Here is a 22549-nt window from a genome sequence, read left to right as displayed (position 1 = left end):
CCCAGAGGTGAGGTCTGACCAATGAAACGACGCAACGTATTGGCTACGCTCGGGACGCTCAGTGCTGGTGGGGCCTTCACTGTGGGATCTGGTGCGTTCACCAGCGTTAGTGCCAAACGTGCCGTCACAGTTGAAGTGGTAGATGATGATCGCGCGTACCTCCGGTTGGAGCCACTTGAATACAAAGGACTTGACAGCGACAGCGATGGTTCCCGGGAACTGACTGGGCGGTCGTTCACGAACGGGGGACAAGTACAGTTTGAACTCCCGGGCTACGAAGACGGGGAGAACCTGAACACTGAGGGTCTAGGACTGGACTCGACCTATGAGTTCCATGACCTGCTGAAGATCGTCAACCAGGGAACCCAACCTGTCGAGATATACAGCAGCTACGACGGTACTGCGGTACACGATCTCGCGCTCGTCCGAGATAATGGTGTCCTCCGTAATGACCCACCGACGCTTGACGTCGGTGAACACCTCGGCGTGGGGCTCTACATCGACACGCACGGGTCCAGCATCGGCGAGTATGACGAGACGCTGACCATCGTTGCCGACCAGCCCTGAGATTCAGCGGCAATCTCCGCCCTCAGTTGCTGGCGAACAGCAGCCATCCGACGTTCTTTGCGCCAGTGGCCCCTCTGTACACGACTGCGACTTTATCATTTGTCCCGATGACACTCTTCCCGGAATCTATTCCACCTCCCAAAGACGGTTTTATTATTGCTTGATCTACTGCTGACAATATATGCTCGCCCTATATCCCTCCGCCTCGGCGCGACAGCCCTCGTCGCTGTCGTCGTCCTTTCACTCCTCCTCGGCCAGCACGTCCCGCTCTCCTACGTCGAGACGGAGAGCACGGCGACGATGGACTCCGGGGACGGCTTCCTTGCCATCTCGCTGGCTAATTCAACCTCCAATTGAAACCGACAATCGGTCAGAATCCAGCCACTCCCGTCCTGCGTGATTTAAACAGATTGCCCCGACCAAGCCGCTCTCGGAGGCGTCTCCGTCGACCGCGGGGTCTGTGGCGCGCGAGTTTCGCCAGCAGTTACACCTGAACACTCGAATCGACCGCCAGTACGAGGCGATTCGGACACGTTCCCGTGACTCCTCCCGACGCATTATTTTTACGACAGACCGACCTATCCGAACGTGATGGCAGCGCGCGAGGACGGGACCGTCGACACGGACGAGATCAGGACGGTGCTGGAGTCACATCCCGTCCAGTTGGGCGTCCTCTTTGGCTCACAAGCTCGCGGAACGAGCGCCAGCGACAGCGACGTCGCCGTGGCTGACACCCGATTCGGTCGCTAAAGACCGAACCCTTATCCTACATCTACACGTACGTGTACGTGTGCCATCGAAGAACATCACCATCACCGAGGACGCCTACGACCGGCTGACGGCGCTCAAGCGCGAGGACGAGAGTTTCAGCGAGCTCGTCGTCCGCCTGACAGAGGGCACCGACCCGATGGACTTTGCGGGGTCGTGTCCAGGACTCGGCGAGCACGTCGACGCGGCGGGCGAGGAGTTGGACGACGACCTGGAGACCACGCAGGATGAACTGTTTGGATAGCTCCTACATCGTCGATTTTCTCGACCCAGAGCAGACCCACCACGCGGCCGCCGTCGAGTGGATGGAGACCCACGGCGAGGACGCGCTCGCGGTTCCGGCCATCTGTGCGTTCGAAGTGCTCCGGGGGACGGCCCGCGCCGGCGACAACAGATTCGACCGCGCGGTCGGCTTCCTGCGGACGCTCTCGGTTCTTAACTTCGGGCTGGACGCTGCGATTGCGGCGGGGAACCTTGATGGCCGTCTCCACGCCGACGGCGCGCCGCTGGGTGCTCGTGACACCCTCGTCGCCTCGCCCGCACGAGAACACGGCTACACGCTGGTCACGCGCGACCGCGATTTCGAGTCCGTCCCCGGCCTCGACATCACATTCTACGACGACCCGTGACCGTCGTCGCCGCGCCGCCGGGACGTCGGCGGTTCGCTACCGTTCCTCGAGAATCATTGCTTTCTGATACGCCTCGCGAAGGTGGTACTTCGCCGACTCGTTTTCCGCACAATCCAGGGCTTTCGAGAGGTGGTGCTCGAGCGACTGGACGTCCACCCTCCCGTCGCGTTCTTGTATGGACATTGGCCTCACCGGATCTTGTCACGCCTTCCCCCTTGTATTGATAGGCGTGAACGCACTCAATCAGTGGCAGATTCGATTCTCTTCTCCGAGAACCAGCGGCAAGCAGCTCTTTCCCGTATTTTTGAGAGACCACGCCAGCCCCCGTCGCGTGGTCGTGTCCCGGACTGGGCACCGCGTTCGACGGTCTCTGACTCGACGAACCAGTTGCTTTTTTAACACCCAGACATCATCTTTCTGATACACGCTCTCGTGTCATGACTCTCCGCCGCTACCTCCGCCTCGGCGCGACAGCCCTCGTCGCTGTCGTGGTCCTCTCACTCCTCCTCGGCAGCCTGCTGGGCCAGCCCATCCTCCTGAGCTACGTCGAGACGGGGAGCATGGAGCCGACGATGAACCCCGGCGACGGCTTCGTCGCCGTCCCGTCGGCCATCGCCGGCGACGTCGAACCCGGCGACGTCGTCACGTTCCGCGCCGAGGAGATACAGGGCGGGGGGCTGACGACCCACCGCGTCGTCGAGGAGACCGAGCAGGGATTCGTCACGCGCGGCGACGCCAACCCCTTCACCGACCAGGACAGCGACGAACCGCCGGTCAAACCCCAGCAAATCGTCGCCGTCGCCTGGCAACCCGGCGGGAGCGTCCTCGTCATCCCGCACCTCGGGACAGCAGTCGAGGGCATCCAGGGAGCCATCCAGACGCTGCAGGTCCGCCTCGCGGGCTTGCTCGGGACGCGCTCGCTGCTCGGCCTCCAGGGCTTCGCCTACCTCCTGTTCGGACTCACCGCGGTCCTGTACGTCCTCGACCTGTATCTCGCCGACGACACCGACCGCGAGCGCACCCGCGACCGCGAGACGGGGACGAACACGCGCCTGCTCGTGGGGGCGATGGCCGTCGGTCTGGCGCTCGCGGCGACGGCGGCGATGGCGGGCCCCGCGGGCAGCCAGGAGTTCTCCATCGTCAGCGCGGAGTTCGAGTCCGACAGCCAGTTCGTCGTCGAGCAGGGGACCAGCGTGACGACGCAGTACCCCGTCGGCAACGGCGGGTTCGTCCCCGTCGTCACCTACCTCGAACCCGGCGGCGACGCCGTCGAGATACAGCCCCGCGAACTCCGCGTCGGCCCCCGCTCGGTCGCCAACGCGTCGCTGACGCTGTCGGCTCCGCCGGAGACCGGCGCGTACCGGCGCTACGTCGTCGAACACCGGTATCTCGCCGTGCTCCCGCCGTCGGCCATCCGCTCGCTGTACGGGATCCACCCGTGGCTGCCGGTGCTGGCAATCGACGCGTTGCTGGCGATTCCGTTCTACTTCGTGGGCACTCGACTCGTCGGGACCGGTCGCCTCCGCACGCGCTCGCGGGAGACGCCGTCGACGCTGTCGCGGCTGTACCACCGCTACCGGTGACTGCCCGACCTGTCACGGAATCCTATATTTTATTACGCGGACAGGTCCTACCCTCTGGTGATGAGTACGCGCGAGCGGCGTGTCCGGGTTCGGGCCACACTCGACCGGTACTTCCTGCCGGTCCTCGCGGTGGTCCTCGTGCTCGGGCTGGTGGGGGGCTATGTCGCGTACGGGGCCTACGCGACCGACGCGACGCGAACAGAGACCCGGCAGATCGCCTCGTGGGAGTCGACCGGCTCGTTCACCCACAGCGCGACCGTCGTCAACGACACCGCCGTCTACGACGAGGGCGACGTGTTGCGCAACCGCACCAGCTACTTCCGACAGCTCACGCCGCGGCTCGACGGGACCTTCGCGTACACCTACCGCGCCAGCGGCGGCGGCAACCTGTCGGTCAACGCCACCACGGCGCTCGTGCTCCGCTCCGCCACGGAGGCCGACGGAGGCGAGGAACAGGGTCAGGGCACCGAGTACTGGCGGCTGGAGTCGGTGCTCGGCTCCCGCCAGGTCGACGGGCTCTCGCCGGGTGACCGCCTGCGCGTCCCGTTCTCGGTGAACGTCAGCGCCGCCGCCGCGCGCCTGGACAGGGTCGACGAGCAGTTCGGCACCACGCCGGGCCAGAAGCAGGTGCGCGTCGAGACGCGCCTGTCGCTTACGGGGACGCGCAACGGCCAGCCGGTCGACCGGACGCGGACCTACCGCCTCTCGGTCGGCCTCGGCAACGGCATCTACGAGGTCACCGACGCCGGGCCGACCACCGACTCGGACGAGCAGACAGAACAGGTGACGGTCCCGGTCGAGCCGGGCCCACTGCGGGCCTACGGCGGTCCGCTCCTCGCCGTCGTCTCGCTGGCGGCAGCCGCCGGACTGGGCGTCGCGCGCAGTCGCGGCGCGCTCTCGGTCTCGGAGCGCGAGCGCGACTGGCTGGAGTACCGCTCCACGCGCGCGGAGTTCGACGACTGGATCACGGTCGCCAGCCTCCCCGAGGCGGACCACCCCGGCGCGGCAATCGAGGTGGCGACACTCGAAGGCCTCGTCGACGTCGCCATCGACACCGACCAGCGCGTCCTCGAAGACCGCACCACCGGCGTCCTCGTCGTCTTCGGCGAGGACCGGACGTACACCTACGCACCCCCGTCGCTCCCGGGGGACGACCCGCTCGCCGAGGACGACGCGACCAGCGGCGGCGGGGAGCCGCTGGCCGACGTGCTGGAGCCGACGACGACGGACGGTGAGGAAAGCGCAGACGACGAGGAAAATGCGGACGACGACGAGGAGCCTGCGGCAGTCGACGCCGCCGACGAAGACGGCTCCAGCGGCGGGTGACCCCGGTCGAACCTACGGCGGACACTCGACTGTGACTGTCCGGTCGAGGTCGACGGACGCTCCCGGACCAGTCGCGTCGACGGTCACCTGCAGCCTCGTTGTCGCACCTTGCGTTGCCGTACAGTCGACGTCGGCGACCAGCGCCGCGTCCTCGCCGGGGGCGAGGTGTGCCTTCCCGAGGGTTCCGGACGCGGGGCCGGTCCTCGACGTGCTCGCGTTTCCGCCCTCGCTCGACGGGTTGCCCGCGCCAACGGCGTTCACGGTATCGCCGTCGTGACGGAGTTCGAGTCTCGTCACGCGCCGGGCCCCCGTCTGCTCGAACCCGACGGTTACGGACAGCGGCGTCCCCGAGAACTGGTTCCCGACGTCGAGCAGCCACAGGCCGTCGGTCAGCCGACCGCGGCCCGGCCCGACGGTGAGCGTTCCGTCGCCGGCAGCGTGCTCTACTGCCAGGTAGGCGTCCGCGTCGTCGACGACGGCCACGCTGACCGACCGCTGTGCGTTCGTCGTCGAGAACCCGCCGCTGCCGACCGCCAGCGCGAGCGCGAGCACCGCCGCGGTCAGCAACGCGACGCGGCGGGTACTCATCGCTCGGTTTCGGGCGGGGGACCCTCGCGACCGAGGCGCATGCGGCTGACGAGTACGGTGTGTGCCAGCGCGGAGACGGTCAGGGTCGTGAGGAGGAAGGCCACCCAGCCGCCGTTCGGAACGGCGGCGACCGGCGGGATGCCGAGCCAGGACAGCGAGACGAGGACCGCCCCGATTCCGGCCAGCCCGAGGTAGTAGAAACTCCACGGGAAGTCGTACTTCTCGGTCACCTCCATGTAGACGTCGACGTCCTCGGCGGCGGCCCCGAGCGCCACCGTCCCCGAGCGCTCGTCGACGTCCACGATGCCCTTCTCCTCCAGTTTCGGCAGGTGAAACTGCTGGAGTGAGGTGTAGACCCGCTTGCGCTCCGCGGCGTCTATCTCCTCGACCGACTGCCCCGTCTCCCAGGCCGCGACCTGCTCGGAGATGTCGCCCAGCGCGGCCGTCCCCTCCTGTTGCAGACAGTGCAGCGTGTACCGCCGCCGCCTGTTGCTCAGCACCTCGAACACCTCGTCGCGGGAGAGGTCGGGCTTCGCCACCGACGGCTCTGGCGGCCCCGTCACGTCGCTCCCGCTACTCCCTGCTGTCGCCTTGCTCATATCTCACACATCCCTGGCCTGACATACTGCGCTGACACTAATTATATTTTCGATTGACAGGACGCTCGACCCTTCAATGACCGATTGAACTCCGGTGTCGCTCCCCGGACTCGTCGTTCGAGATGTGCACAAAAACCGGGTTGAAGCTGCTCACGGGCTACTTTTCGACGATAAGGCGATAGATATTGCACTTCAATCATTCAATAACTAGTCATGAATCTTTGTCTACGTGTCTGTTACTCAATTTGATATTCTTCGGTGTCGTGTCGAAATGCCAATAGATGTCCGTCAGTCGGCACCGACCCCGAGTTCACGGGTGATCCCCGTCTCTCACCCTGTCTCGCGCCCCGTCGGAGTGTCCTTTCGTCGACTGCCACCGCGTTCCCGCCCACCTCGGCCGGCCGCGTCGGCTGTCACATTCAGCAGTGATAATGACATTCCGATATACTCCCAGATAGCTGTCACTTTTTGGCAGGCAGGCCGCGCACGACGGTCCGGTGGCTATGGCGTGCGCCGGACACACCGCTTATAGGGCCGCTGGACCAGAGGTTCGTGTATGCGCACCGCACGTACTGTCGCCCGCAGCCTGGTGTTCCTGGTCGTCGCGGCCATCGCCGTCGCGGCCGGCTGGTTCCTGTTCGTCGACTTCCCCGCGACGGTCGCAGACCTCCTCGGCGTCGTCCTCCTCGTCGTCGTGGGGCTGGTCGGCGTCCGCGTGGCCGGCAACGCCGCCCGGAGCATCGTGCCGGGCTACAACGTCGCCGAGGTGGCCGTGGAGGGCCCCATTTCGAGAGACAGCGGGGGCGGCCTCGGCCGCACACCGGTCGGCACGTCCGCCGACGACGTCGTCGAGCAGATAGAGCGCGCCGACGCCGACCGGGCTGCGGACGCGCTGTTGCTGAAACTGAACACCCCCGGCGGCGAAATCGTCCCCAGCCAGGACATCCGCCTGGCCGCCGAACGCTTCGACGGCCCGACGCTCGCCTACGCGACGGACGTCTGCGCCAGCGGCGGCTACGAGATAGCCAGCGGCTGCGACGAGCTCTGGGCGCGTGAGGGCTCTATCGTCGGCTCCATCGGCGTCATCGGCTCCCGGGTCACCGTCGCCGACCTCGCCGACCGGCTGGGCGTCGAGTACGAACAGCTCACCGCCGGCGAGTACAAGGACGCCGGGGCCCCGCTGAAGGAACTGGACGAGGACGAGCGCGCCTACCTCCAGGGAATCGTCGACGACTACTACGACCAGTTCGTCGAGGGCGTCGTGGAGGGCCGGGACATCGACGCCGAGACCGTCCGCGACACGGAAGCCCGGGTCTACCTCGGCGACGAGGCGCTGGAACTGGGGCTGGTGGACGAACTCGGGACCCGGGAGGACGTCGTCGACGCGCTCGAAACCGAACTCGGCACCGAGGTTGCCGTCGAGGAGTTCGCCCCCAGCCGCGGCCTCGCGGGACGGCTCCAGGGCGGTACCCAGCGGGTCGCGTACGCGCTCGGTGCCGGCGTCGCCGGGACGCTGACCGACGACGAGACCCCGCTGCGGCGCTGGTGAGGCTCACGCCAGCGGCCGGAACCACACCGTCGCGACCAGCACGGCGAGGAAGACGTAGGAGCCACGGATGAGCAGCATCGTCGCCAGTTCGGGTTCGGCCCGGCGGGCGACGACCGCGACCGCGCCGAAGGCGACGGCGGCCAGGCCGGCGCTCGGCGGGATGCCCGGTAGCGCCACCGCCAGCGCGACGACCGCGACCATTCCGGCGCTCATCAGGACGTAGGCGGTCGTCCGCGCTCGCTCGCGCCCGAGCGCGACGGCGACGGTCCGCTTGCCGATGGAGCGGTCGTACTCGTAGTCCTTCGCGTCGTCGATGACCTTGATGCCAGAGAGGACGGTGACGAAGACGACGGCGAGCGCGACGACCAGCGGCGTCAGCGTGGCCGCCTGGACGTAGAACCCGCCGACGAGCGCGAAGCCGATGCCCAGCGGGTAGCCCGCCGTCGCGCCGACGGGGTTGGTGTCCAGTTGCGGCGCGTGGTTGACGGCGATGAGCCAGCCGGGAAGGGTCAGCAGAGCGGCCCAGACGTTCACCAGCGCGCCGATGGCGACCAGACAGACCGCGAAGCCGGCGCTCGCACCGGCCAGCGCGGCCTTGCACCCGGTCGCCGACAGCGGGTGGTCGTCGTCCTCCTCGCGGACGTAGAAGTCGACGTAGCCGTCGGTGACGTGGGCGGTATAGAGTGCGAAGAAGGCGGCGATCATGTGCAGCGTCCCGAGGCCGATGGAGACCTCCGTGACTGACCCGGCCAGCACCGCGCCGAACCAGGTACTGGCAAGCGGCGGCAGCATGAAGACGGGGTGGACCTGCGAAGCGAGCGCGGCCAGTGCCGCCGTCGCCCCGGATTCGTGACGGGCGATTGCCATACACTACCTGTCGGCGCACGCGAACAAAAAGCCGGCGGGGGAACGGTAGGGCCGCGCTGCCGGCGTTACTGCCAGCGCGACCGGTCGAAGACGACCGCCGACAGCCGCGAGGCGAGGTCGCGGGCGGCGTCCTCGCTGGGCGTGTGTATCGACCCGGAGACCGGCCCGGCCTCGCCGCCGAGACCCTCGGCTTCGGAGAGCGGGTCCGCTGCCGCGTTCGTCGCCGACGCCGTCGGGTAGGGCTGCCAGTCGCGGGCGCGCTGGCGCAACACGTCGAGCGCCCCGCGGGAGAGTTCCCGGTCGAGGTGCTGGAGGTCGTAGCGGACGATGTAGCCACGCTGCGCGTCGCGGACGGCGACGACGGGCTGACCGTGGTCGGCACACTGCTCCCAGAGCGTGCGCTGTTGCTGAGGGGTCTCGTAGACCGGCACGTGGTGGGGAGAGAGCTGGTCCATGGCACAGGTTGGGACTGGACGGATATTCACCTGTCGGCTTCGTCACGGCCGGTCGCCACGAGCGGCGGTCTCAGCGAGTATCCCGTGTCTTCGCGGACGTAAGCGAATCATAATAAAGTGGGACGTAGGCGTGACTGAGCGTATGAAATGCCAGCGGTGTGGGTGCGACACGAGTCTGGAGACACACTCAGTCGATGGCTACCGTGGGCGGGTCTGCGACGAGTGCCGGGAGACGTGGGACCGACTCGGCGACTCCTCTGTCGCGCGGTGACGCGGTGGCACGCTACCTGACGGCGTCGGTCGCCGCCGCCATGACCTCCAGCGCCTCCTCGATGGTCTCGACGTCGGTCGCGTAGGAGATACGCGCGTAGCCCTCGCCAGCGTCCCCGAAGGCCTCGCCGGGGACGACGACGACGCCGCGGTCGATGACCTCGTCGACCCAGCCGTCGGGGACCTTCGGCATCGCGTAGAAGGCACCCTGCGGCGTCGGGCACTCCAGCCCCATCGACTCCAGGCCGTCCAGCAGCACGTCCCGGCGCTCGCGGAAGGCCTCGCGCATCTCCCTGACTGGCTCCTGTGGCCCGGTCAGGGCCGCCTCGGCGGCGTACTGGGCGGGCGCGCTGGCACACGCCTGGGCGTACTGGTGGACCCGCAGCATCCGCTCGACGCGCTCGGTGCTCCCGGTGACCCAGCCAAGCCGCCAGCCGGTCATCGAGTAGGCCTTCGAGCAGGCGTTGACCAGCACGACGTTGTCGCTGTCGGCGAACTCCATCGGCGAGCGGTGTTCCCCCTCGAACACCTGGTGTTCGTACACCTCGTCGCTGATGCAGAGCACGTCGTGTTCGTCCGCGATGCGGGCGAACTCGCGCATGTCCTCGACGGACTGCACCGCCCCCGTCGGGTTCGCGGGGCTGTTGACGACGAAGGCGGCGGTGTCGTCAGTGAGCGCGTCCTCGACGGCCGCCGGCGAGAGGGTGAGGTCCTCGCGCAGCGCGACCGGCCTCGGCTCCCCGCCGGCGAGGTGGGTCAGCGCCTCGTAGGAGACGAAGCCGGGGTCGGGGATGACGACCTCCTGACCGGCGTCGACGTGGGCCTCCAGCGCGATGTGTAGCGCCTCGCTGCCGCCGGACGTGGCGATGACGTCTTCGGGGTCGATATCCAGGTCGTTGTCCCGCTCGTGCTTTGCGGCGATTGCCTCCCGGAGGGAGAGCGTGCCCTTGTTCGAGGTGTAGGCGTCGGTCTTCCCGGACTCGATGGCCTCGACGGCCGCCTCCCGGGCGTGTTCCGGCGTCGGGAAGTCGGGCTGTCCCAGCCCGAGGTTGATGGCGTCCTCGCCGGCCGCCTCGAACACCTCGCGGATGCCGCTGATAGATACCTGCTCGACGCGCGAAGAGAACTCTGTCATACTCTACTTCCGGTCCGGGGTCCCGATAACTCTTGTCCGTTCGTCCCCGACCCCGTCCTGTGGACGTACTGGCCGACTGCACCCTGGACGACCGGGCACTGGTCTTCGACGAGACGCTCGTCTTCGCGGACTGCCACGTCGGCCGCGGCGAGTCCTCGGCGCTCGAACTCCCGGTCGGCGACGGCTCGGACATGATAGAGCGCGTCCAGCGTCTGGTCGCGACCCACCAACCCGCCGAGGTGGTCGTCGCCGGCGACCTCCTGCACTCCTTCCAGATGGTCACCCGCAGCGTCGAGCGCGTCGTCGCGGACCTCGCAGCGGCGGCCCGCGATGCGGGCGCACGCGTCGTCGTCACGCCCGGCAACCACGACGCGATGCTCGACTCGGTGTGGTCCGGGCCGTCCGAGCAGGCGTACCGCGTCGGCGACACCGTGGTCTGTCACGGCCACGAACCGCCCGACGCCGACGCCGAGCGCTACGTCGTCGGCCACGACCACCCGACCATCTCCATCGAGGGCCAGCGCCGGCCCTGTTATCTCGTTGGCGAGGGCGTCTACCGCGGCGCGGACGTGGTGATGCTGCCGGCCTTCAACCGCCTGCTCCGCGGGGTCGAGGTCAACGACATGCGCGCTGCCGACTTCATGTCGCCGCTGGTGACCGACGCCGACGCCTTCGCGCCGGTCGTGCTGGACGAGGCCGCGGGCGAGACGCTCTCCTTCCCGCCGCTTGGGGAGTTCCGCCACCGGCTGTAGATTCGTCGCCGGACCGACGGCCGATTCGTGTCGTCGGTGACCGGCCCGTAACCGGGTGTGACACCCGTTAGCAATCGCTTATGTCCACCGCCCGGCAACAACTGACCGATGTCAGACGACTGCATCGTGTGCCGGACCGACTACCGGGACGCGCCCGACCCGCTCCCCGACTGCTGTGTGCCCGCGGATACGACGGTGCTTGTCCGTAATAAGCCGCTACTTTCATATTCCGGACTCGTGGATTGTAAAGTATGGTAGAGATTGCACTCCTGTTCGTCGGGGCATCGGTGCTGGTCCTGCTGCTGATGCTCGCCGCGGCCATCGTCTACGTCCCGAAGGCGCTGGCGACGGGCCACGGCGAGGACGAGGAGGACCACGGCTCCGGCGGCCAGACAGCCTGAGACGGGAGACGACTACGACAGCGCCTTCTCGACGGCGAGCGCCGCGTCGCGGCCGCTCTCCATCGCGCCCTGTATCGACGACCAGCGGGTGTAGTCGCCGGCGAGGTACACCGGCCCCTCGGGGTCGTCGACCGCCGGGAGTCCGGCGCGAAAGCCCGGTGGCTGGGCGAACTGCGCGAAGTCGATGCGGTCGGTCGCCAGCAGTTCGAGGTTCGAGAACTGGTTCTCGGGGTACCACGACGCCAGGGCGTCGCGGACCTCCCCGGCCAGCGCCTCGTCACTGGCGTCCTGCTGGCCGAGAAACGTCGCGCTGAGCAACTGCATGTCATCGGGCGCGTACGACGGCGCGGCGGCGGACATCGGCGCGACGGTGTTGGGCCGGTCGTTAGCGGCGTTGAGCAGCAGCCGCCGGCCCGTATCGAGGCGCTGGGTCTCCGGCAGCGCGAAGTGCTGGGTGACGCAACTGCGGGCCTCGGTCGGAATCGACTCGACGCCAGTCAACTCCCTGGCCGTCGGCGGGTCCGTGGCGACGACGGCGGCGTCGGCGGTCACCGTCTCCGTCCCCGTCGTCACCTCGACGCCCCCGTCGTCGGGTTCGACCGCCTCCACCGTCGTGTCCGCCTCGACGGTCGCGCCGGCGTCGCGGGCGTTGGCGGCCAGTTGCGCCGGTATCGCGCCCATCCCGTCGGCCGGCACCGCCGTCTTGCCCTCGCTGAGCATCTTGAAGGTGTACTCGAAGACGGCCCGCGAGGTGGACAGCGAGCGGTCGAGCGTGATGCCGCCGTAGAACGGGGCCGCGAAGTTCCGCCGGAAGCGCTCGGAGAAACCACGCCCGGCCAGGAAATCCTCGATGGACTCGGTGTCGTTGCGCAACGCGGCGTCGACAGACTGGCCGGTGAGGTCACGCCGGAGTTTCAGCACGCGCAGTTTGTCCAGCGTGCTCACCTCGCGGTTGAAAAGCGACGCCGACAGCGCGGAGGGGTCCCGCAGCGGGTCCGACAGCGTCGAGCGCTCGCCCGGCCGCGTCAGCGTCGCGCCGGGGGTGAAGTAGCCGAGGTCCAGCGCGTCGAGGTCGAGTTCCCGTCGGACGGCAGGGTAGGCGGTGAACATGACCTGGAAGCCGCGGTCGAGCGTGAACCCGTCCACCTGACGAGAGCGGACCCGCCCGCCGACGTCCGGGTTGCGCTCGAACACCGTCACGTCCTCGCCCCGGTCCGCCAGCGTCCGCGCCGCGACCAGTCCGGCCAGTCCGCCGCCGACGACGGCTACGTCTGTCATGGCTCTCCCTCCGGGCGCGAGCGTCAAAAACGGACAGGGCTTAGTCGCCAGCGTCCCCAGCGGGCGTATGGAGACGACTGCGGCCTTCGCCGGCCTTCGCTGTACCGACTGCGGCACCGTCCACGGCGCGGACGTGGCCCACCGCTGCCCCGACTGCGGTGGCTCGCTCGACGCGACCTACGACTACGACGCCGCCGACGTCTCGCCGGCGGACCTCGAACCCGACGCCTCCGCCGGCATCGCCGCCTACGCCGACCTGCTGCCCTTCCCGGCGGATGCGCTCGTCACCGCGGGTGAAGGAGCCACGCCGCTGGTCGCGTGCCCCGGCCTCGCCGACGATCTCGGCGTCGCCGAAGTCTACGTGAAGGACGAGGGCCACAACACGACCGGTGCGGCGCTGGACCGTGGGCTGGCGCTCGCGGTCACCGCCGCCGCCGCCACCCACGACGCGACCGACGTGGCCGTCCCCTCGATGGGCAACGGCGGGCAGGCCGCGGCCGCCTACGCCGCCCGCGCCGGCCTCGAATCACACTCCTTCGTCCCCTCTCGCACCCCGTTCGTGAACAAGGCGATGATAAACGTCCACGGCGGCGACATGTCCGTCGTCGGCGGGCGCTACGCCGACGCCGTGGACGCCTTCGAGGAGGCGATGAGCGAGGAGGACTGGTACTCGCTCGCGGCGTTCGAGACGCCCTACCGCCACGAGGGCGCGAAGACGCTGGCCTACGAAATCGCCGCCCAGTCCGACTGGACCGCGCCCGACGCCGTTGTCCACCCGACCGGCCACGGCACCGAACTCGTCGGACTCCACCGCGGCGCGCGGGAACTGGCCGAGTTGGGCCTCGTCGACGGCGAGCCCCGTCTCTACGCCGCGCAGGCCGGCGGCTGTGCCCCCATCGCGGCGGCCTGGGAGGACGGTGCCGAGGACACCGAGGTCTGGGAGACGCCGGACACCATCGTCGGGCCGCTGGAGATTCCCGACCCCGCCGGGGGGTCCCGCGTCATCGACGCACTGGAGGCGACCGGCGGCGCGGCCGTCGCCACTGGCGACCAGGCGATTCTCGAAGGCGCGGTCACGCTCGCGGAGGCCGGTATCACGATGGGTGCCTCCGGCGGCGCGGCCTACAGCGGCGCGCAGACGCTGGCCGAGCAGGGCGCGTTCGACCCCGACGACGTGGTCGTCCTCGTCAACCCGACGACCGGCAACAAGGAGGCCGACATCCTCCGTAGCCACCTGATGAGTAAAGGTATCTGACAGGAATTGGCGGCAGTTCTCGTGCGTTCTATCGTAGCGGAATTTCGACCTATCGATATCGCTGTGACCGATTCAGAGCGTGTAGTCAGCAGTCAGCCATCGTTGGTTTCAGACCGATTCCTATGAATCAGCTGTTAGAACGAGCGTGCGAATATACCCTGATGATTCTACCAAATTACAATGAGTTTCACAGCGTCGTGCTGGATAGAGAGCGCGAACTGTGCCCTTATAGCTGGTCTGGCGATGTGTCCGCCAGCGACACCTGTTATTGGACAGAAAATACTTACCGAGAACACAAAAACGGGGCCATGTGCCCTCGAAACGAATTCCCCTTTTGATACTATGTCTCGCTCTGCTCACCCTCGCCGGTTGTATAGGTGGCATCTCGACGGACAGTGGGACACCTACGACTTCAGAATCTGGAGGCAACGGCCCGACGGACACCGGGACGCCTACGAGTACAAAATCTGGAGGAGACGAACGCTCACCGACGATTCCCGACAATGCCACGGTCGTCGACTATACTGCCCTCACCGTCACGCAGCAACAAGCGTTTGATGCGGCGCTTTCTGCGGATGAGATACGTCTGATGGACGGGAGAGCGTGGGACGCACCTGATTACTACTACAGCTATAATAATGTGGTACGGTCATGGCCCGAAGAATTCGTGACTCTGAGAGACACGTCTACGGATAGAATAAAAGAGACATATGTGCGGCGAAATACGACGTACTACCAGGTTACTGTCGACGGTCCGTATTGTTGCGCCGGGAAAGGAGAGCGTCTGTCCCTGACTCAGATTGAGTCGCCTGGGAATCAGACGGTAACCCATCTTGCAAATCACAGTGGCCGAGCCTGGGACTATCTCAAATACCTCATTGAAAACGGTACTACTCTTCCCGGGTGGGAGGTTGATGCGCCGGTCAGAGGTGGTGTCATCGAGCATCAAGGCGATTACTACGAGGTGGAGTACCGCGGACTCTATGATTTCGGGAGGGCAACAATGTCAGTCACGAAAGTCGAAGAAAGCTGACGCTGAAAGTTGGCATATTTTCGAGAGCAAGAATGCCCCCTGAATAACTCAGGAACTGGCATGACTGACACATGCCCAGTGCTGAGCAATTCGAGTCGGTGAAATTGTTTGCCCAATCGATGACCGATACGCGCGGCGTATCTCGCACAGCCGTTCTAACAGCGTTCAGACTATTCGCGCTCGAACACGGGGGTTCTTTTGCGAATCCCGACGAGCCCTCACCGGTCGGGTTCGCCGGCCAGCGCCGCGTCCCGCAACTCCCGACACCGCTCGGACTCGACGGTCAGTTCCGGGACGGGCGTCGGCGTCCCCTCGTCGTCGATGGCGACGAACACGAAGTACGAGTCGGTGGTCCGCTCGGACTCGCCGGTCCGGGGGTTCTCGCGGAAGGCCGACAGACGGACGCGGACGCTACTTTTCCCGACCGCGTAGGCGTAGGCCTCGATGACGCAGATGTCGCCCTGGGGGACCGGCCGCTCGAAGTCGAGGCTGTTGACGTGGGCCGTCACGCAGGTCTCGCCGGCGTGGCGCATCGCGCAGATCGCGCCCACCTCGTCCATCCAGTGCATGATGTTGCCCCCGTGGGCGGAGCCGTAGTTGTTCGTGTCGTTCGGTTGCACCCGCTCGCGGTTCTCGATGTGAGTCTCGCTGACGCTCGCCATGATACCCGGTCGGCCGCGGGGGTGAAAAAGCCCGCCGCGCCCTCAGACGAGCGGTTCCGGCGGCCGCGGCCGATCGTAGGTGTCCCGGACGGTGTCGGCGAAACGGCCGCCCTTCCGGAACGTGATGGTGACGACGACGAACTCGCGGGTGGGGGGCCGGAGCACGAACACCTCCCGCGGCGCGGGGCCGTCCTCGTCGCGGTCGTTCACGCGGTCGACCAGCGGTTCCAGCGGCCGCCGCCCGTCGCGGAACTCCGCGAAGCGGCCGCCGGCGTCGTTCTCGGCGAAGACGTAGACGACGCCGTTGACCACGCCGTCGGTGTTCTTCGTCACGCGGCTCCCCATCGCGTCGCCGGCCGCCTGCACGTCCCGCCAGGTCTCGGCGGCTACCTCGAACACCGGGTCGATGTCGTCGGCGAAGGCATAGAGCGTCGGCCGCACGACGGACGCTGACTCCACGGTCGGGTCGGCACTCGCCCAGGAGAGCGTCGCGTCGACGAGGTAGCCGGGCCGCAGGTCCCCGACGGCCGCCTCGTGGCCCGCCGCTGCCAGAGTAATCGGGTCGTAGCTCTCGCGGTCGAGCAGGCGGACCATCCCCTCGTCCTCGCCCGGCAGCACGCGGTAGCGACCCTCGTCCATACCTCCGGTAGTACCGGCGGGCGGAAAAGCACACCCATCCCGGCCGCGCTCGCGGTCCCCCGGTCCGATACACCCAAGTGACCGGTAGGGGATGGATGGGGCATGAGCACGCCCCGTGCCGCGACTGCGGAGATGGCCGGTGGCGTCTCCCGCCGTCGCTCGCTGGTCACCGTCCTGGGCATCGTCTTCATCGACCTGCTCGGGTTCGGCGTCATCATCCCCATCCTCCCCTTCTACGTCCGCAGTTTCGGCGTCAGCGACGTCTTCATCGGCCTGCTGGCGGCGTCGTACTCGCTGACCCAGTTCGTCTTCGCCCCGCTGCTGGGCCGCATCTCCGACGAGCGGGGCCGCCGGCCCGTCCTGATGCTCTCGGTGTTCGGCAGCGCCGTCGCCTGGACCATCTTCGGCCTCGGCGGCGAGTTCGACGCGCTGTTCGGGACCGTCGGCGCGCTCGGGGCGCTCTTTGCCGCACGGATGCTCGCCGGCGCGATGGGTGGCAACATCGCTACCGCGCAGGCGTACATCACCGACGTGACGCCCCCCGAAGAACGTGCGGCAGCCCTGGGCCTCGTCGGTGCGACGTTCGGCCTGGGCTTCGTCTTCGGTCCCGCCCTCGGCGCGGCCGTCGCCAGCGACCCCGCGGTCGCTGTGGCCCGCGATATCTTCCCCGGCTTCGTCCCCGTCAGTTCCTTCTCGCTGCCCAGTTTCCTCGCGGCGGGGCTGAGCCTGCTCGCGTTCGTCGCCGCCGCGCTCTTTCTCCCCGAGCCCAACCGGACCCGGCGCGCCGCCCGCGGCGGCGGCCTCGTCGCACAGTTCCGGGCGGCGCTGGCCGACGCCGACCTCCGCCCGCTCGTGCTCGTCTTCCTCGTCGTCTCCCTCGCCTTCTCCGGCGTCCAGGTCGCCTTCATCCCCTTCGTCGCCGACATCTACGGCTACGACGAGGCCCAGGCCGGCCTGCTGTTGACCTACATCGGCGTCCTCGGCGTTCTCAACCAGGGCGTCGTCGTGCGCGCGCTCTCGCGGCGCTACGCCGACACGCGGCTGGCCGTCGGCGGCGCGTCGCTGTTGCTGCTCGCGCTCCTCGCGCTCCCGTTCGCGCCGAACCTCGGCGCGACTCTCCTTCCGGGCGTCCTCGGCGCGTCGCCGGAACTGCTCGCCTTGCTCCTGGTCCTCGCGGTGCTGTCGAGCGGGAACGGACTCCTCAACGTCGGCACGGCGTCGATGGTCTCCGCCGCCGCCTCGGAGGACAGCCAGGGCAGCGCCTTCGGCGTCACGCAGGGGGCCGGCAGCCTCGGCCGGACCGTCGGCCCGCCGGTGATGACCGGCATCTACGTGCTCGTCTACTGGGCCCCGTTCCTGCTGGGCGCGCTGCTGACGGCCGTCGTCGTGGCCGCGCTGGTGGTTCTCACCCGCCGGTCGGCGGCGTTCGCCTAGTCGGCGTGTTCCTTCGCCAGCGTGTACGCCTCGCGCACCCGCTTGAACTCGTCCTCATCGCCGCCCTGGTCGGGGTGGACGTCCTTCACGCGCCGGCGGTAGGCCCGCTTCACTTCGTCGACGCTCGCACCGGCGGACACGCCCAGTTCCGCGAACGCGGCAGTGATGGGGTCGACGCGACTCCGCCCGTCCCGGCGACCGAAGCTGACGTCGGGCACCTCGAAGGGGAGGCGGCTGCCGAGCGCCGAGCCGGGCACCTCGTGTTCGACCAGAATCGCCGTCGTCTCGGAGCGGTCGATGCGGTAGTACGCCTTCGGGTCGAACGTGATGGCGACGTCCCGCTCGGGCAGGTAGAAGGCGACGCGTTGGCCCTCGACGACGTGGCCCTCGGCGTAGGGTTCGTCGATGGCGTCGAGGTACTCGCGGAACTCCATGCGCCGACGGGACTCGCCGCTACGGCGCTGGCGTTGCCGCTGTTGCTCGCCCGGAATCAGCCACTCGGCAGCGAGGAAGGCCCCGGCGACGACGAGCGTGCCGCACAGTCCCAGCAGCACCCCCGTGACCAGCCACGGCGGCAACCCCGCTACCACGTCCTCGAACACGGAGGCGGATACGGCGGGGACCAGTAAGAATCTCTCGCTCGCGCTAGCCGATGTACCGCAGGTCCTCGTCGGTCGGCGCGGGCGACTGCTCCATCTCCTGAATCTTGCGGACGACCTCCTCCATCTCCTCCGCGCGCTCCTCCAGCGAGGAGAAGTCGATTTCGAACCCGAGCACGTCCTGCAGGACCTCCAGCACCGCCTGCGCGCTCTTGGGGTCGACGAGGTAGCCGCTGGTCTCGCCCATCAGACAGGCAGCGGGCACGTCGCGGCGCTCACCCAGGCCGAGCAGGAGGCCGCTGACGCCGACGATGCCGCCGGCCGGTTCGTCGCCGCGGAACTCCACGCCGGCCTCCTCCAGTTCGTCGCGCTGGGCCTCGCTGGTCGTCGCGCCCACCACGTCGTACTCCTCGATGAGTTCGCCGGTGGGGACGCCGCCCAGCGCGAAGACGCGCTCGGCACCCAGGTCGTCGGCGATGTCCAGGAAGGTGTCCGCCAGGCCGTAGTGGCCGACGGTGTCCTGTGCCTGGTGGTCGCCGGTCAGCACCAGCAGGTCCTGGCCGTCGGTCTCCACGGCGTGTATCTCGGCGCAGGCCAGTTGCGTGAGGCCGTCCTCGACGCTGACCTGCGGGGGGAGATGCGTCGAGTAGACGCGGCGCACGAGGTCGCCGTCGCGCTCCTCGACGAGGTGCTCGGCGGCGAGTTTCCCGACGTGGCCGACGCCTGGCAGCCCCTCGACCAGCACCGGGTCGGTGAGCTCCGGCTCGGCGACTGCCTCGATCTCGAATTCGTCCATACCGTCTATTCCCGGTTGCGGCGCTTAAGTGCGCGTCGATACTTTCCGTGGGGGTCCTCGGGATTGAACGGCGCCGGCGCGCTGTTGACAGCTGCCGCGCCACAGTCCGGGCAGGTCTCCCCGAGCGTGTAGACCGGCCGCTCGTGGGCGTGCTTCCAGTCAGAACAGACGAGAATGTCGGATTTCACGGGGCCGCTACTCGTCGTCTTCGTTACGCTCGCGGTGGTAGAGCCCGGTGCCACCGTGTTGCTCGACGACGCTGCGCGCCCGCTCGGCGCTCTCCTCGAGGTGGGCCTCGGCCGTCTTGTAGTCGGGTGCCTGCACCTCGATGCGGTACTCCGGCGACCCGACGTAGGTCACTTCGAGCTGGATTTCCTCGGGCACCTCGCCGTTGCCCTCGGCGGCCTGCAGCGCCTCCCTGATGACGTCCACGCCCTCGCCAGTCGGGCACTCCAGGTCCACGTAGCCGGTGACGTTGACGTACGGCACGGAGACGTTCTCGCGGGCCGTCTGGACGATGGCCTCGACCTCCTCCTCGGAGAGGTCCGTCTCCTCCAAGGCCTCGGTGCCGTGGATGGCGGCCTGCTCGAAGCCGTCGTACATCGACCCGAAGTTCGCGAGCAGTTCGTTTGCGATGGCCGCGTACTGCTCGTCGTCCATGTCCTCGCTGAAGGCGATGGCCATCCACTTGTCCGCCTTCTGCTCGTTTTTCCACTCCTGTATCTTCTCCTTGCGCTGGTGGTCGTTGACGTCCTTCAGCGAGAGGTCGATTTGCTGTGAGCTCTCGTCGACGTCCAGCACCTTCGCGACGACCCGCTGGTCGACGTTGACGTGGTCGCGGACGTTCTTGATCCAGCCGGAGGCGACCTCGCTGATGTGACAGAGGCCACGCTTGTCCTCGTACTCCAGCAGGTCGACGAACACGCCGAAGTCCTCGATTTCGTCGATCCGCCCGACGACGAGTTCGCCGGGGTCGGGCCAGCCGCTGAACTTCATCGCGCCTCGACGGTCTCCGTGACCTCGCCTTCGAGGACGGCCTCACCGCCGGTCGGCCGTGCGAGCGTGTGCCCACAGACCTCGCAGGCGACCTCGGTGGCTGCCTTCCCGAAGACGATTTGTTCGTTCTCGCAGTCCGGACAGGCGACCTTGTAGAAGCTCCCTGCCATACTTACTCCTGGAACGTGAGGCGGCCGGCGCGCCAGCCCTTGCGCTGGTGGGCCTTGCCGCACTCGCCACAGCGGTAGGTGAGCTGTGTCTTCTTCGTGGGTTTGTCCCCACCGGGCACCTTCGAGAACTTGCCGTCGTTCCCGATGCCGCTGTTTCGCTTGCGCTGGCGGTCGTTGACCTTCTTCATGCCCGACGAGCGGCCCGAGCGGACCTTCTCGACCTCGTGCTCGTGGTGTTCGTTGCAGTGCGGACAGTACGTGTTCATCCGGCGTGGCATCTCCATAGATATCGACCTTGCGGCGGTGTTGGACACCAGCGTTTAAAACCCAAACGATTGCCGGCCACTTTTTGCTGTGCTACGAGACGGCGAAGCCGTCTCGGCATGACGAAAGAGCGCAGAGTGATATGCACAAGAACTGAATAGTAAACGAAGACGGGCGAGCGGCTACACAATCAGTGGCTTCGCCTTGCTCGCAATCACTGGTCTGTAACGCTCTTCACTGACTATTCAACAGTTGCAGTGACCACTCAAACGCACGCACCGGCCGCCGCTCTGCGACTGTCTGTTCAGGGCCAGTCCGTCGGCAGGTCGTCGGCGTGCTCCTCGAGCAGTTCCAGCAGCGGAACGATTTCGCGGAACTGCGGCCCCCGCGCTATCTGGCCGGTCAGCCGGTTCCACTCGATGTACCCCGCCGACTCCAGTTTGGGCAGGTGGTCGTGCTCGTACGTGACCTGTTCGGACTCGGCCGTCCCCTCGTCCATCACGTCGGCCACCTCGAAGGGGTCTCCATCGAGCAGTAGCTCCCGGAGGACGAGCCGCCGCTCCCGCCGCGACAGCAACTTGAGTTGCGTGTCGAGGTTCGGGACCGACTGCAACTCCTCGGCCCAGCCGGTATTCATTGCATCAGATATCTCTCGAACTCGCAGTTAGTGATGACGCGTTTCCGAATGACAAGCCCTGACATCTGGACGCTCTTTGCGTTCATGTTCCGGTTCCTGGATTAAATATCTCCGGTCAGGCCGTGTGCGGTTCCGACCGCGATTTGTACGCCTGGATTGTCTCCTCGGCCCACTCCCTGGCGGCCGGGTCGGTGGTCGTCACGAGTGCGTTCGGCCGGCCGTCCCTGATCGACCCGAGTGCCGTCGTCTCGTCGAGGACGCCGACGAACAGCGGGATGCGCTCGGGGTGGGCGAACATCTCGACGCCCTCGGCACGCAGCGTTTCGAGGTGGGCCTCCCGGTAGTCCGGGTTCGTCATCGCGTCCTCGGCGGCGTCCGCCGGGATGATGGTCGTCATCTCCAGGTCCTCGCCGCTCCTGACCCGCCGCGCCAGTTGCTCGATGCTCTGCTTCTCGACCGCCGGTGCTATCTCGCTGATGGTGCTGGCCCTGCGGCGCAACTCAAGCGTGCGGTCGAGAATCGCGTACGGGCTGGTCTCGCTCGCGGTGAGCACGTCGGCGTCGGCCAGGTGCCGGGGGTCGAGGTCGAACAGCGACGGGGGGACGTGCTGGAGAAAGGGTGCCAGGCGGTCCGCCAGCGCCGTGTCGGTGACGAACTGGTCGTAACTCTCCGCGAGGAACGCCCCCAGCGACGTCGGGCGGACGCCCGCGTCTGTCTCGGTGACGAACCCGCGGTCGGCGAGTTCGTTCAGGTTCCGGACCACGGTCCGGCGCGTGGCGTCGACCCGCTCCTCGATGTCGTACCGGTCCAGCGGCCCCTCCTCGGCGACGACGCGGAGTACCGACCCCCGGTTCGGGGAGTGCGTCAGGAACTGGACGTCCGCGGTGCGTTGGTCCATCTGTCGAAGCCATCTCGGCCCTCTCCGATAACGATTGCCTTTACCCGGACAGTGACGACGGCCCTCCGGCGGCGGTATTCCTCGGCTCGCGGGTTCGAAGTCCCTAAGTACACATCTTGCGAACGCGGGAGTATGAAGAAGCTCATCATCCACGGGGACCCCGGCATCCGGAAGGGCGCTGTCATCGAGTACGACGACGAGGAGTGGGTCTGCTTCGGCATCAACCGCAACGGCGACTGGCACGGCCCGGACCGCCCGCAGCTCTGGTGTACCATCGGCAAACCCGACGAGGAGGAGGCCTACGAGCGCCGCCAGTACATCTCCAACCACCTCGACGTCGACGCCATCGACGCCGACGCCGTCACCGTCATCAAGAAGAAGGCCGACGCGTAGCGACGC

At 67.4% G+C, this 22549-nt stretch carries 31 protein-coding genes; 14 read left to right on the top strand and 17 right to left on the bottom strand.

The features are described from left to right. The first annotated feature begins 21 nt into the window (after positions 1-21). The 5 genes from WDJ57_RS08925 to WDJ57_RS08905 all read left to right on the top strand — a co-directional run bounded on the left by WDJ57_RS08925 (position 22) and on the right by WDJ57_RS08905 (position 1964). On the top strand, positions 22-567 hold the full coding sequence (locus WDJ57_RS08925; protein WP_338905679.1) for a hypothetical protein: 546 nt from the start codon (positions 22-24) through the stop codon (positions 565-567). A 156-nt stretch (positions 568-723) separates the two neighbouring features. Continuing rightward, positions 724-924, top strand: coding sequence for a hypothetical protein (locus tag WDJ57_RS08920; RefSeq protein ID WP_338905678.1), 201 nt, complete (start codon positions 724-726; stop codon positions 922-924). 234 nt (positions 925-1158) lie between these two features. After that, entirely contained in the window at positions 1159-1317 is a 159-nt protein-coding gene (locus WDJ57_RS08915; protein ID WP_338905676.1) for a hypothetical protein, read from the top strand. Between the two features lie 40 nt (positions 1318-1357). Then, complete coding sequence (locus tag WDJ57_RS08910; RefSeq protein ID WP_338905674.1) at positions 1358-1579, top strand: antitoxin VapB family protein; 222 nt, start codon at positions 1358-1360, stop codon at positions 1577-1579. Beyond that, a complete protein-coding gene (locus tag WDJ57_RS08905) occupies positions 1563-1964 on the top strand; it encodes a PIN domain-containing protein (protein WP_338905672.1) in 402 nt (133 codons plus the stop codon). The genes WDJ57_RS08910 and WDJ57_RS08905 overlap by 17 nt, the downstream gene beginning before the upstream one ends. Before the next feature lie 36 nt (positions 1965-2000). On the opposite strand, the gene WDJ57_RS08900 is transcribed toward WDJ57_RS08905, so the two are convergent. After that, positions 2001-2147, bottom strand: a complete 147-nt coding sequence (locus tag WDJ57_RS08900; protein ID WP_338905670.1) for a hypothetical protein — start codon at positions 2145-2147, stop codon at positions 2001-2003. A gap of 254 nt (positions 2148-2401) precedes the next feature. Here WDJ57_RS08900 and WDJ57_RS08895 point away from each other — a divergent pair, with 254 nt between their 5' ends. Further along, complete coding sequence (locus WDJ57_RS08895) at positions 2402-3547, top strand: signal peptidase I (RefSeq protein ID WP_338905669.1); 1146 nt, start codon at positions 2402-2404, stop codon at positions 3545-3547. A gap of 60 nt (positions 3548-3607) precedes the next feature. Continuing rightward, the gene (locus WDJ57_RS08890; RefSeq protein WP_338905667.1) at positions 3608-4873 is read left to right on the top strand and encodes a DUF5305 domain-containing protein; all 1266 of its coding nucleotides are present in this window, start codon (positions 3608-3610) and stop codon (positions 4871-4873) included. A gap of 12 nt (positions 4874-4885) precedes the next feature. Here the strand turns inward: WDJ57_RS08890 and WDJ57_RS08885 are convergent, their stop codons facing one another. Together WDJ57_RS08885 and WDJ57_RS08880 are read right to left on the bottom strand one after the other, a co-directional pair. Continuing rightward, entirely contained in the window at positions 4886-5461 is a 576-nt protein-coding gene (locus WDJ57_RS08885) for a hypothetical protein (RefSeq protein WP_338905665.1), read from the bottom strand. After that, positions 5458-6060 (bottom strand): DUF7344 domain-containing protein, encoded by a 603-nt coding sequence (locus tag WDJ57_RS08880; protein WP_338905663.1) that lies wholly within the window; start codon positions 6058-6060, stop codon positions 5458-5460. Before WDJ57_RS08880 ends, WDJ57_RS08885 begins: the two co-directional genes overlap by 4 nt. Before the next feature lie 556 nt (positions 6061-6616). On the opposite strand from WDJ57_RS08880, the gene sppA reads away from it, so the two are divergent. Further along, positions 6617-7609, top strand: a complete 993-nt coding sequence (gene sppA / locus WDJ57_RS08875) for a signal peptide peptidase SppA (protein ID WP_338905662.1) — start codon at positions 6617-6619, stop codon at positions 7607-7609. Positions 7610-7612: 3 nt separating this feature from the next. Here sppA and WDJ57_RS08870 read toward each other — a convergent pair whose 3' ends face one another. From WDJ57_RS08870 to WDJ57_RS08860, 3 genes are all read right to left on the bottom strand, one after another. Then, positions 7613-8476: a UbiA family prenyltransferase gene (locus WDJ57_RS08870; protein WP_338905661.1), complete on the bottom strand. Its 864-nt coding sequence runs from the start codon at positions 8474-8476 to the stop codon at positions 7613-7615. Positions 8477-8541: 65 nt separating this feature from the next. Continuing rightward, a complete protein-coding gene (locus WDJ57_RS08865) occupies positions 8542-8931 on the bottom strand; it encodes a hypothetical protein (RefSeq protein WP_338905660.1) in 390 nt (129 codons plus the stop codon). Positions 8932-9214: 283 nt separating this feature from the next. Beyond that, positions 9215-10336 (bottom strand): pyridoxal phosphate-dependent aminotransferase, encoded by a 1122-nt coding sequence (locus tag WDJ57_RS08860; protein WP_338905659.1) that lies wholly within the window; start codon positions 10334-10336, stop codon positions 9215-9217. Positions 10337-10404: 68 nt separating this feature from the next. Between WDJ57_RS08860 and WDJ57_RS08855 the strand changes: the two genes are divergently transcribed. Together WDJ57_RS08855 and WDJ57_RS08850 are read left to right on the top strand one after the other, a co-directional pair. Beyond that, positions 10405-11088, top strand: coding sequence for a metallophosphoesterase (locus WDJ57_RS08855; RefSeq protein ID WP_380629438.1), 684 nt, complete (start codon positions 10405-10407; stop codon positions 11086-11088). Between the two features lie 251 nt (positions 11089-11339). Further along, positions 11340-11489: a hypothetical protein gene (locus WDJ57_RS08850; protein WP_338905657.1), complete on the top strand. Its 150-nt coding sequence runs from the start codon at positions 11340-11342 to the stop codon at positions 11487-11489. Positions 11490-11501: 12 nt separating this feature from the next. Here the strand turns inward: WDJ57_RS08850 and WDJ57_RS08845 are convergent, their stop codons facing one another. Beyond that, positions 11502-12767, bottom strand: a complete 1266-nt coding sequence (locus tag WDJ57_RS08845; protein ID WP_338905656.1) for an NAD(P)/FAD-dependent oxidoreductase — start codon at positions 12765-12767, stop codon at positions 11502-11504. 67 nt (positions 12768-12834) lie between these two features. Between WDJ57_RS08845 and WDJ57_RS08840 the strand changes: the two genes are divergently transcribed. Together WDJ57_RS08840 and WDJ57_RS08835 are read left to right on the top strand one after the other, a co-directional pair. Further along, on the top strand, positions 12835-14022 hold the full coding sequence (locus WDJ57_RS08840) for a threonine synthase (RefSeq protein WP_338905655.1): 1188 nt from the start codon (positions 12835-12837) through the stop codon (positions 14020-14022). 310 nt (positions 14023-14332) lie between these two features. Continuing rightward, positions 14333-15055 carry a hypothetical protein gene (locus tag WDJ57_RS08835; protein ID WP_338905654.1) on the top strand — a complete coding sequence of 241 codons (723 nt, stop codon included), beginning with the start codon at positions 14333-14335 and terminating at the stop codon, positions 15053-15055. 218 nt (positions 15056-15273) lie between these two features. On the opposite strand, the gene WDJ57_RS08830 is transcribed toward WDJ57_RS08835, so the two are convergent. Next, a complete protein-coding gene (locus tag WDJ57_RS08830; RefSeq protein WP_338905653.1) occupies positions 15274-15717 on the bottom strand; it encodes an acyl-CoA thioesterase in 444 nt (147 codons plus the stop codon). Positions 15718-15759: 42 nt separating this feature from the next. Then, positions 15760-16356, bottom strand: a complete 597-nt coding sequence (locus WDJ57_RS08825; RefSeq protein ID WP_338905652.1) for a DUF6663 family protein — start codon at positions 16354-16356, stop codon at positions 15760-15762. A gap of 102 nt (positions 16357-16458) precedes the next feature. Here WDJ57_RS08825 and WDJ57_RS08820 point away from each other — a divergent pair, with 102 nt between their 5' ends. Next, on the top strand, positions 16459-17790 hold the full coding sequence (locus WDJ57_RS08820) for an MFS transporter (protein ID WP_338905651.1): 1332 nt from the start codon (positions 16459-16461) through the stop codon (positions 17788-17790). Here WDJ57_RS08820 and WDJ57_RS08815 read toward each other — a convergent pair. The 8 genes from WDJ57_RS08815 to WDJ57_RS08780 form a co-directional block, all read right to left on the bottom strand. After that, the gene (locus tag WDJ57_RS08815; RefSeq protein WP_338905649.1) at positions 17787-18392 is read right to left on the bottom strand and encodes a J domain-containing protein; all 606 of its coding nucleotides are present in this window, start codon (positions 18390-18392) and stop codon (positions 17787-17789) included. The genes WDJ57_RS08820 and WDJ57_RS08815 overlap by 4 nt on opposite strands. Before the next feature lie 43 nt (positions 18393-18435). Further along, positions 18436-19185, bottom strand: coding sequence for a proteasome assembly chaperone family protein (locus WDJ57_RS08810; protein WP_338905647.1), 750 nt, complete (start codon positions 19183-19185; stop codon positions 18436-18438). A 5-nt stretch (positions 19186-19190) separates the two neighbouring features. Continuing rightward, the gene (locus WDJ57_RS08805; protein ID WP_338905645.1) at positions 19191-19373 is read right to left on the bottom strand and encodes an RNA-protein complex protein Nop10; all 183 of its coding nucleotides are present in this window, start codon (positions 19371-19373) and stop codon (positions 19191-19193) included. 7 nt (positions 19374-19380) lie between these two features. Next, positions 19381-20181 (bottom strand): translation initiation factor IF-2 subunit alpha, encoded by an 801-nt coding sequence (locus WDJ57_RS08800; RefSeq protein WP_338905643.1) that lies wholly within the window; start codon positions 20179-20181, stop codon positions 19381-19383. Continuing rightward, complete coding sequence (locus WDJ57_RS08795; protein WP_338905641.1) at positions 20178-20351, bottom strand: 30S ribosomal protein S27e; 174 nt, start codon at positions 20349-20351, stop codon at positions 20178-20180. Before WDJ57_RS08795 ends, WDJ57_RS08800 begins: the two co-directional genes overlap by 4 nt. 2 nt (positions 20352-20353) lie before the next feature. Beyond that, on the bottom strand, positions 20354-20635 hold the full coding sequence (locus tag WDJ57_RS08790; RefSeq protein ID WP_338905639.1) for a 50S ribosomal protein L44e: 282 nt from the start codon (positions 20633-20635) through the stop codon (positions 20354-20356). Between the two features lie 284 nt (positions 20636-20919). Further along, complete coding sequence (locus WDJ57_RS08785) at positions 20920-21252, bottom strand: hypothetical protein (protein WP_338905637.1); 333 nt, start codon at positions 21250-21252, stop codon at positions 20920-20922. Between the two features lie 115 nt (positions 21253-21367). Further along, complete coding sequence (locus WDJ57_RS08780) at positions 21368-22150, bottom strand: helix-turn-helix transcriptional regulator (protein WP_338905635.1); 783 nt, start codon at positions 22148-22150, stop codon at positions 21368-21370. Between the two features lie 132 nt (positions 22151-22282). Here WDJ57_RS08780 and WDJ57_RS08775 point away from each other — a divergent pair, with 132 nt between their 5' ends. After that, positions 22283-22543 (top strand): HAH_0734 family protein, encoded by a 261-nt coding sequence (locus WDJ57_RS08775; protein ID WP_338905633.1) that lies wholly within the window; start codon positions 22283-22285, stop codon positions 22541-22543. The last annotated feature ends 6 nt before the right edge of the window (positions 22544-22549 follow it).

Origin of the sequence: Salinibaculum sp. SYNS191 (genome assembly GCF_037338445.1) — an archaeon.
Classification (GTDB): Archaea; Halobacteriota; Halobacteria; order Halobacteriales; family Haloarculaceae; genus Salinibaculum; species Salinibaculum marinum.
The sequence above is the reverse complement of the archived record's forward strand: the minus strand, read 5'-3'. Positions and strand labels throughout refer to the sequence as shown.

Coding starts and splice junctions, on each gene's coding strand:
- WDJ57_RS08925 (WP_338905679.1), top strand. CDS start 22: ATGAAACGACGCAACGTATTGGCTACGCTCGGGACGCTCAGTGCTGGT.
- WDJ57_RS08915 (WP_338905676.1), top strand. CDS start 1,159: ATGGCAGCGCGCGAGGACGGGACCGTCGACACGGACGAGATCAGGACG.
- WDJ57_RS08905 (WP_338905672.1), top strand. CDS start 1,563: ATGAACTGTTTGGATAGCTCCTACATCGTCGATTTTCTCGACCCAGAG.
- WDJ57_RS08900 (WP_338905670.1), bottom strand. CDS start 2,147: ATGTCCATACAAGAACGCGACGGGAGGGTGGACGTCCAGTCGCTCGAG.
- WDJ57_RS08895 (WP_338905669.1), top strand. CDS start 2,402: ATGACTCTCCGCCGCTACCTCCGCCTCGGCGCGACAGCCCTCGTCGCT.
- WDJ57_RS08890 (WP_338905667.1), top strand. CDS start 3,608: ATGAGTACGCGCGAGCGGCGTGTCCGGGTTCGGGCCACACTCGACCGG.
- WDJ57_RS08885 (WP_338905665.1), bottom strand. CDS start 5,461: ATGAGTACCCGCCGCGTCGCGTTGCTGACCGCGGCGGTGCTCGCGCTC.
- WDJ57_RS08880 (WP_338905663.1), bottom strand. CDS start 6,060: ATGAGCAAGGCGACAGCAGGGAGTAGCGGGAGCGACGTGACGGGGCCG.
- sppA (WP_338905662.1), top strand. CDS start 6,617: ATGCGCACCGCACGTACTGTCGCCCGCAGCCTGGTGTTCCTGGTCGTC.
- WDJ57_RS08870 (WP_338905661.1), bottom strand. CDS start 8,476: ATGGCAATCGCCCGTCACGAATCCGGGGCGACGGCGGCACTGGCCGCG.
- WDJ57_RS08865 (WP_338905660.1), bottom strand. CDS start 8,931: ATGGACCAGCTCTCTCCCCACCACGTGCCGGTCTACGAGACCCCTCAG.
- WDJ57_RS08860 (WP_338905659.1), bottom strand. CDS start 10,336: ATGACAGAGTTCTCTTCGCGCGTCGAGCAGGTATCTATCAGCGGCATC.
- WDJ57_RS08850 (WP_338905657.1), top strand. CDS start 11,340: ATGGTAGAGATTGCACTCCTGTTCGTCGGGGCATCGGTGCTGGTCCTG.
- WDJ57_RS08845 (WP_338905656.1), bottom strand. CDS start 12,767: ATGACAGACGTAGCCGTCGTCGGCGGCGGACTGGCCGGACTGGTCGCG.
- WDJ57_RS08840 (WP_338905655.1), top strand. CDS start 12,835: ATGGAGACGACTGCGGCCTTCGCCGGCCTTCGCTGTACCGACTGCGGC.
- WDJ57_RS08830 (WP_338905653.1), bottom strand. CDS start 15,717: ATGGCGAGCGTCAGCGAGACTCACATCGAGAACCGCGAGCGGGTGCAA.
- WDJ57_RS08825 (WP_338905652.1), bottom strand. CDS start 16,356: ATGGACGAGGGTCGCTACCGCGTGCTGCCGGGCGAGGACGAGGGGATG.
- WDJ57_RS08820 (WP_338905651.1), top strand. CDS start 16,459: ATGAGCACGCCCCGTGCCGCGACTGCGGAGATGGCCGGTGGCGTCTCC.
- WDJ57_RS08810 (WP_338905647.1), bottom strand. CDS start 19,185: ATGGACGAATTCGAGATCGAGGCAGTCGCCGAGCCGGAGCTCACCGAC.
- WDJ57_RS08800 (WP_338905643.1), bottom strand. CDS start 20,181: ATGAAGTTCAGCGGCTGGCCCGACCCCGGCGAACTCGTCGTCGGGCGG.
- WDJ57_RS08795 (WP_338905641.1), bottom strand. CDS start 20,351: ATGGCAGGGAGCTTCTACAAGGTCGCCTGTCCGGACTGCGAGAACGAA.
- WDJ57_RS08790 (WP_338905639.1), bottom strand. CDS start 20,635: ATGGAGATGCCACGCCGGATGAACACGTACTGTCCGCACTGCAACGAA.
- WDJ57_RS08785 (WP_338905637.1), bottom strand. CDS start 21,252: ATGAATACCGGCTGGGCCGAGGAGTTGCAGTCGGTCCCGAACCTCGAC.
- WDJ57_RS08780 (WP_338905635.1), bottom strand. CDS start 22,150: ATGGACCAACGCACCGCGGACGTCCAGTTCCTGACGCACTCCCCGAAC.
- WDJ57_RS08775 (WP_338905633.1), top strand. CDS start 22,283: ATGAAGAAGCTCATCATCCACGGGGACCCCGGCATCCGGAAGGGCGCT.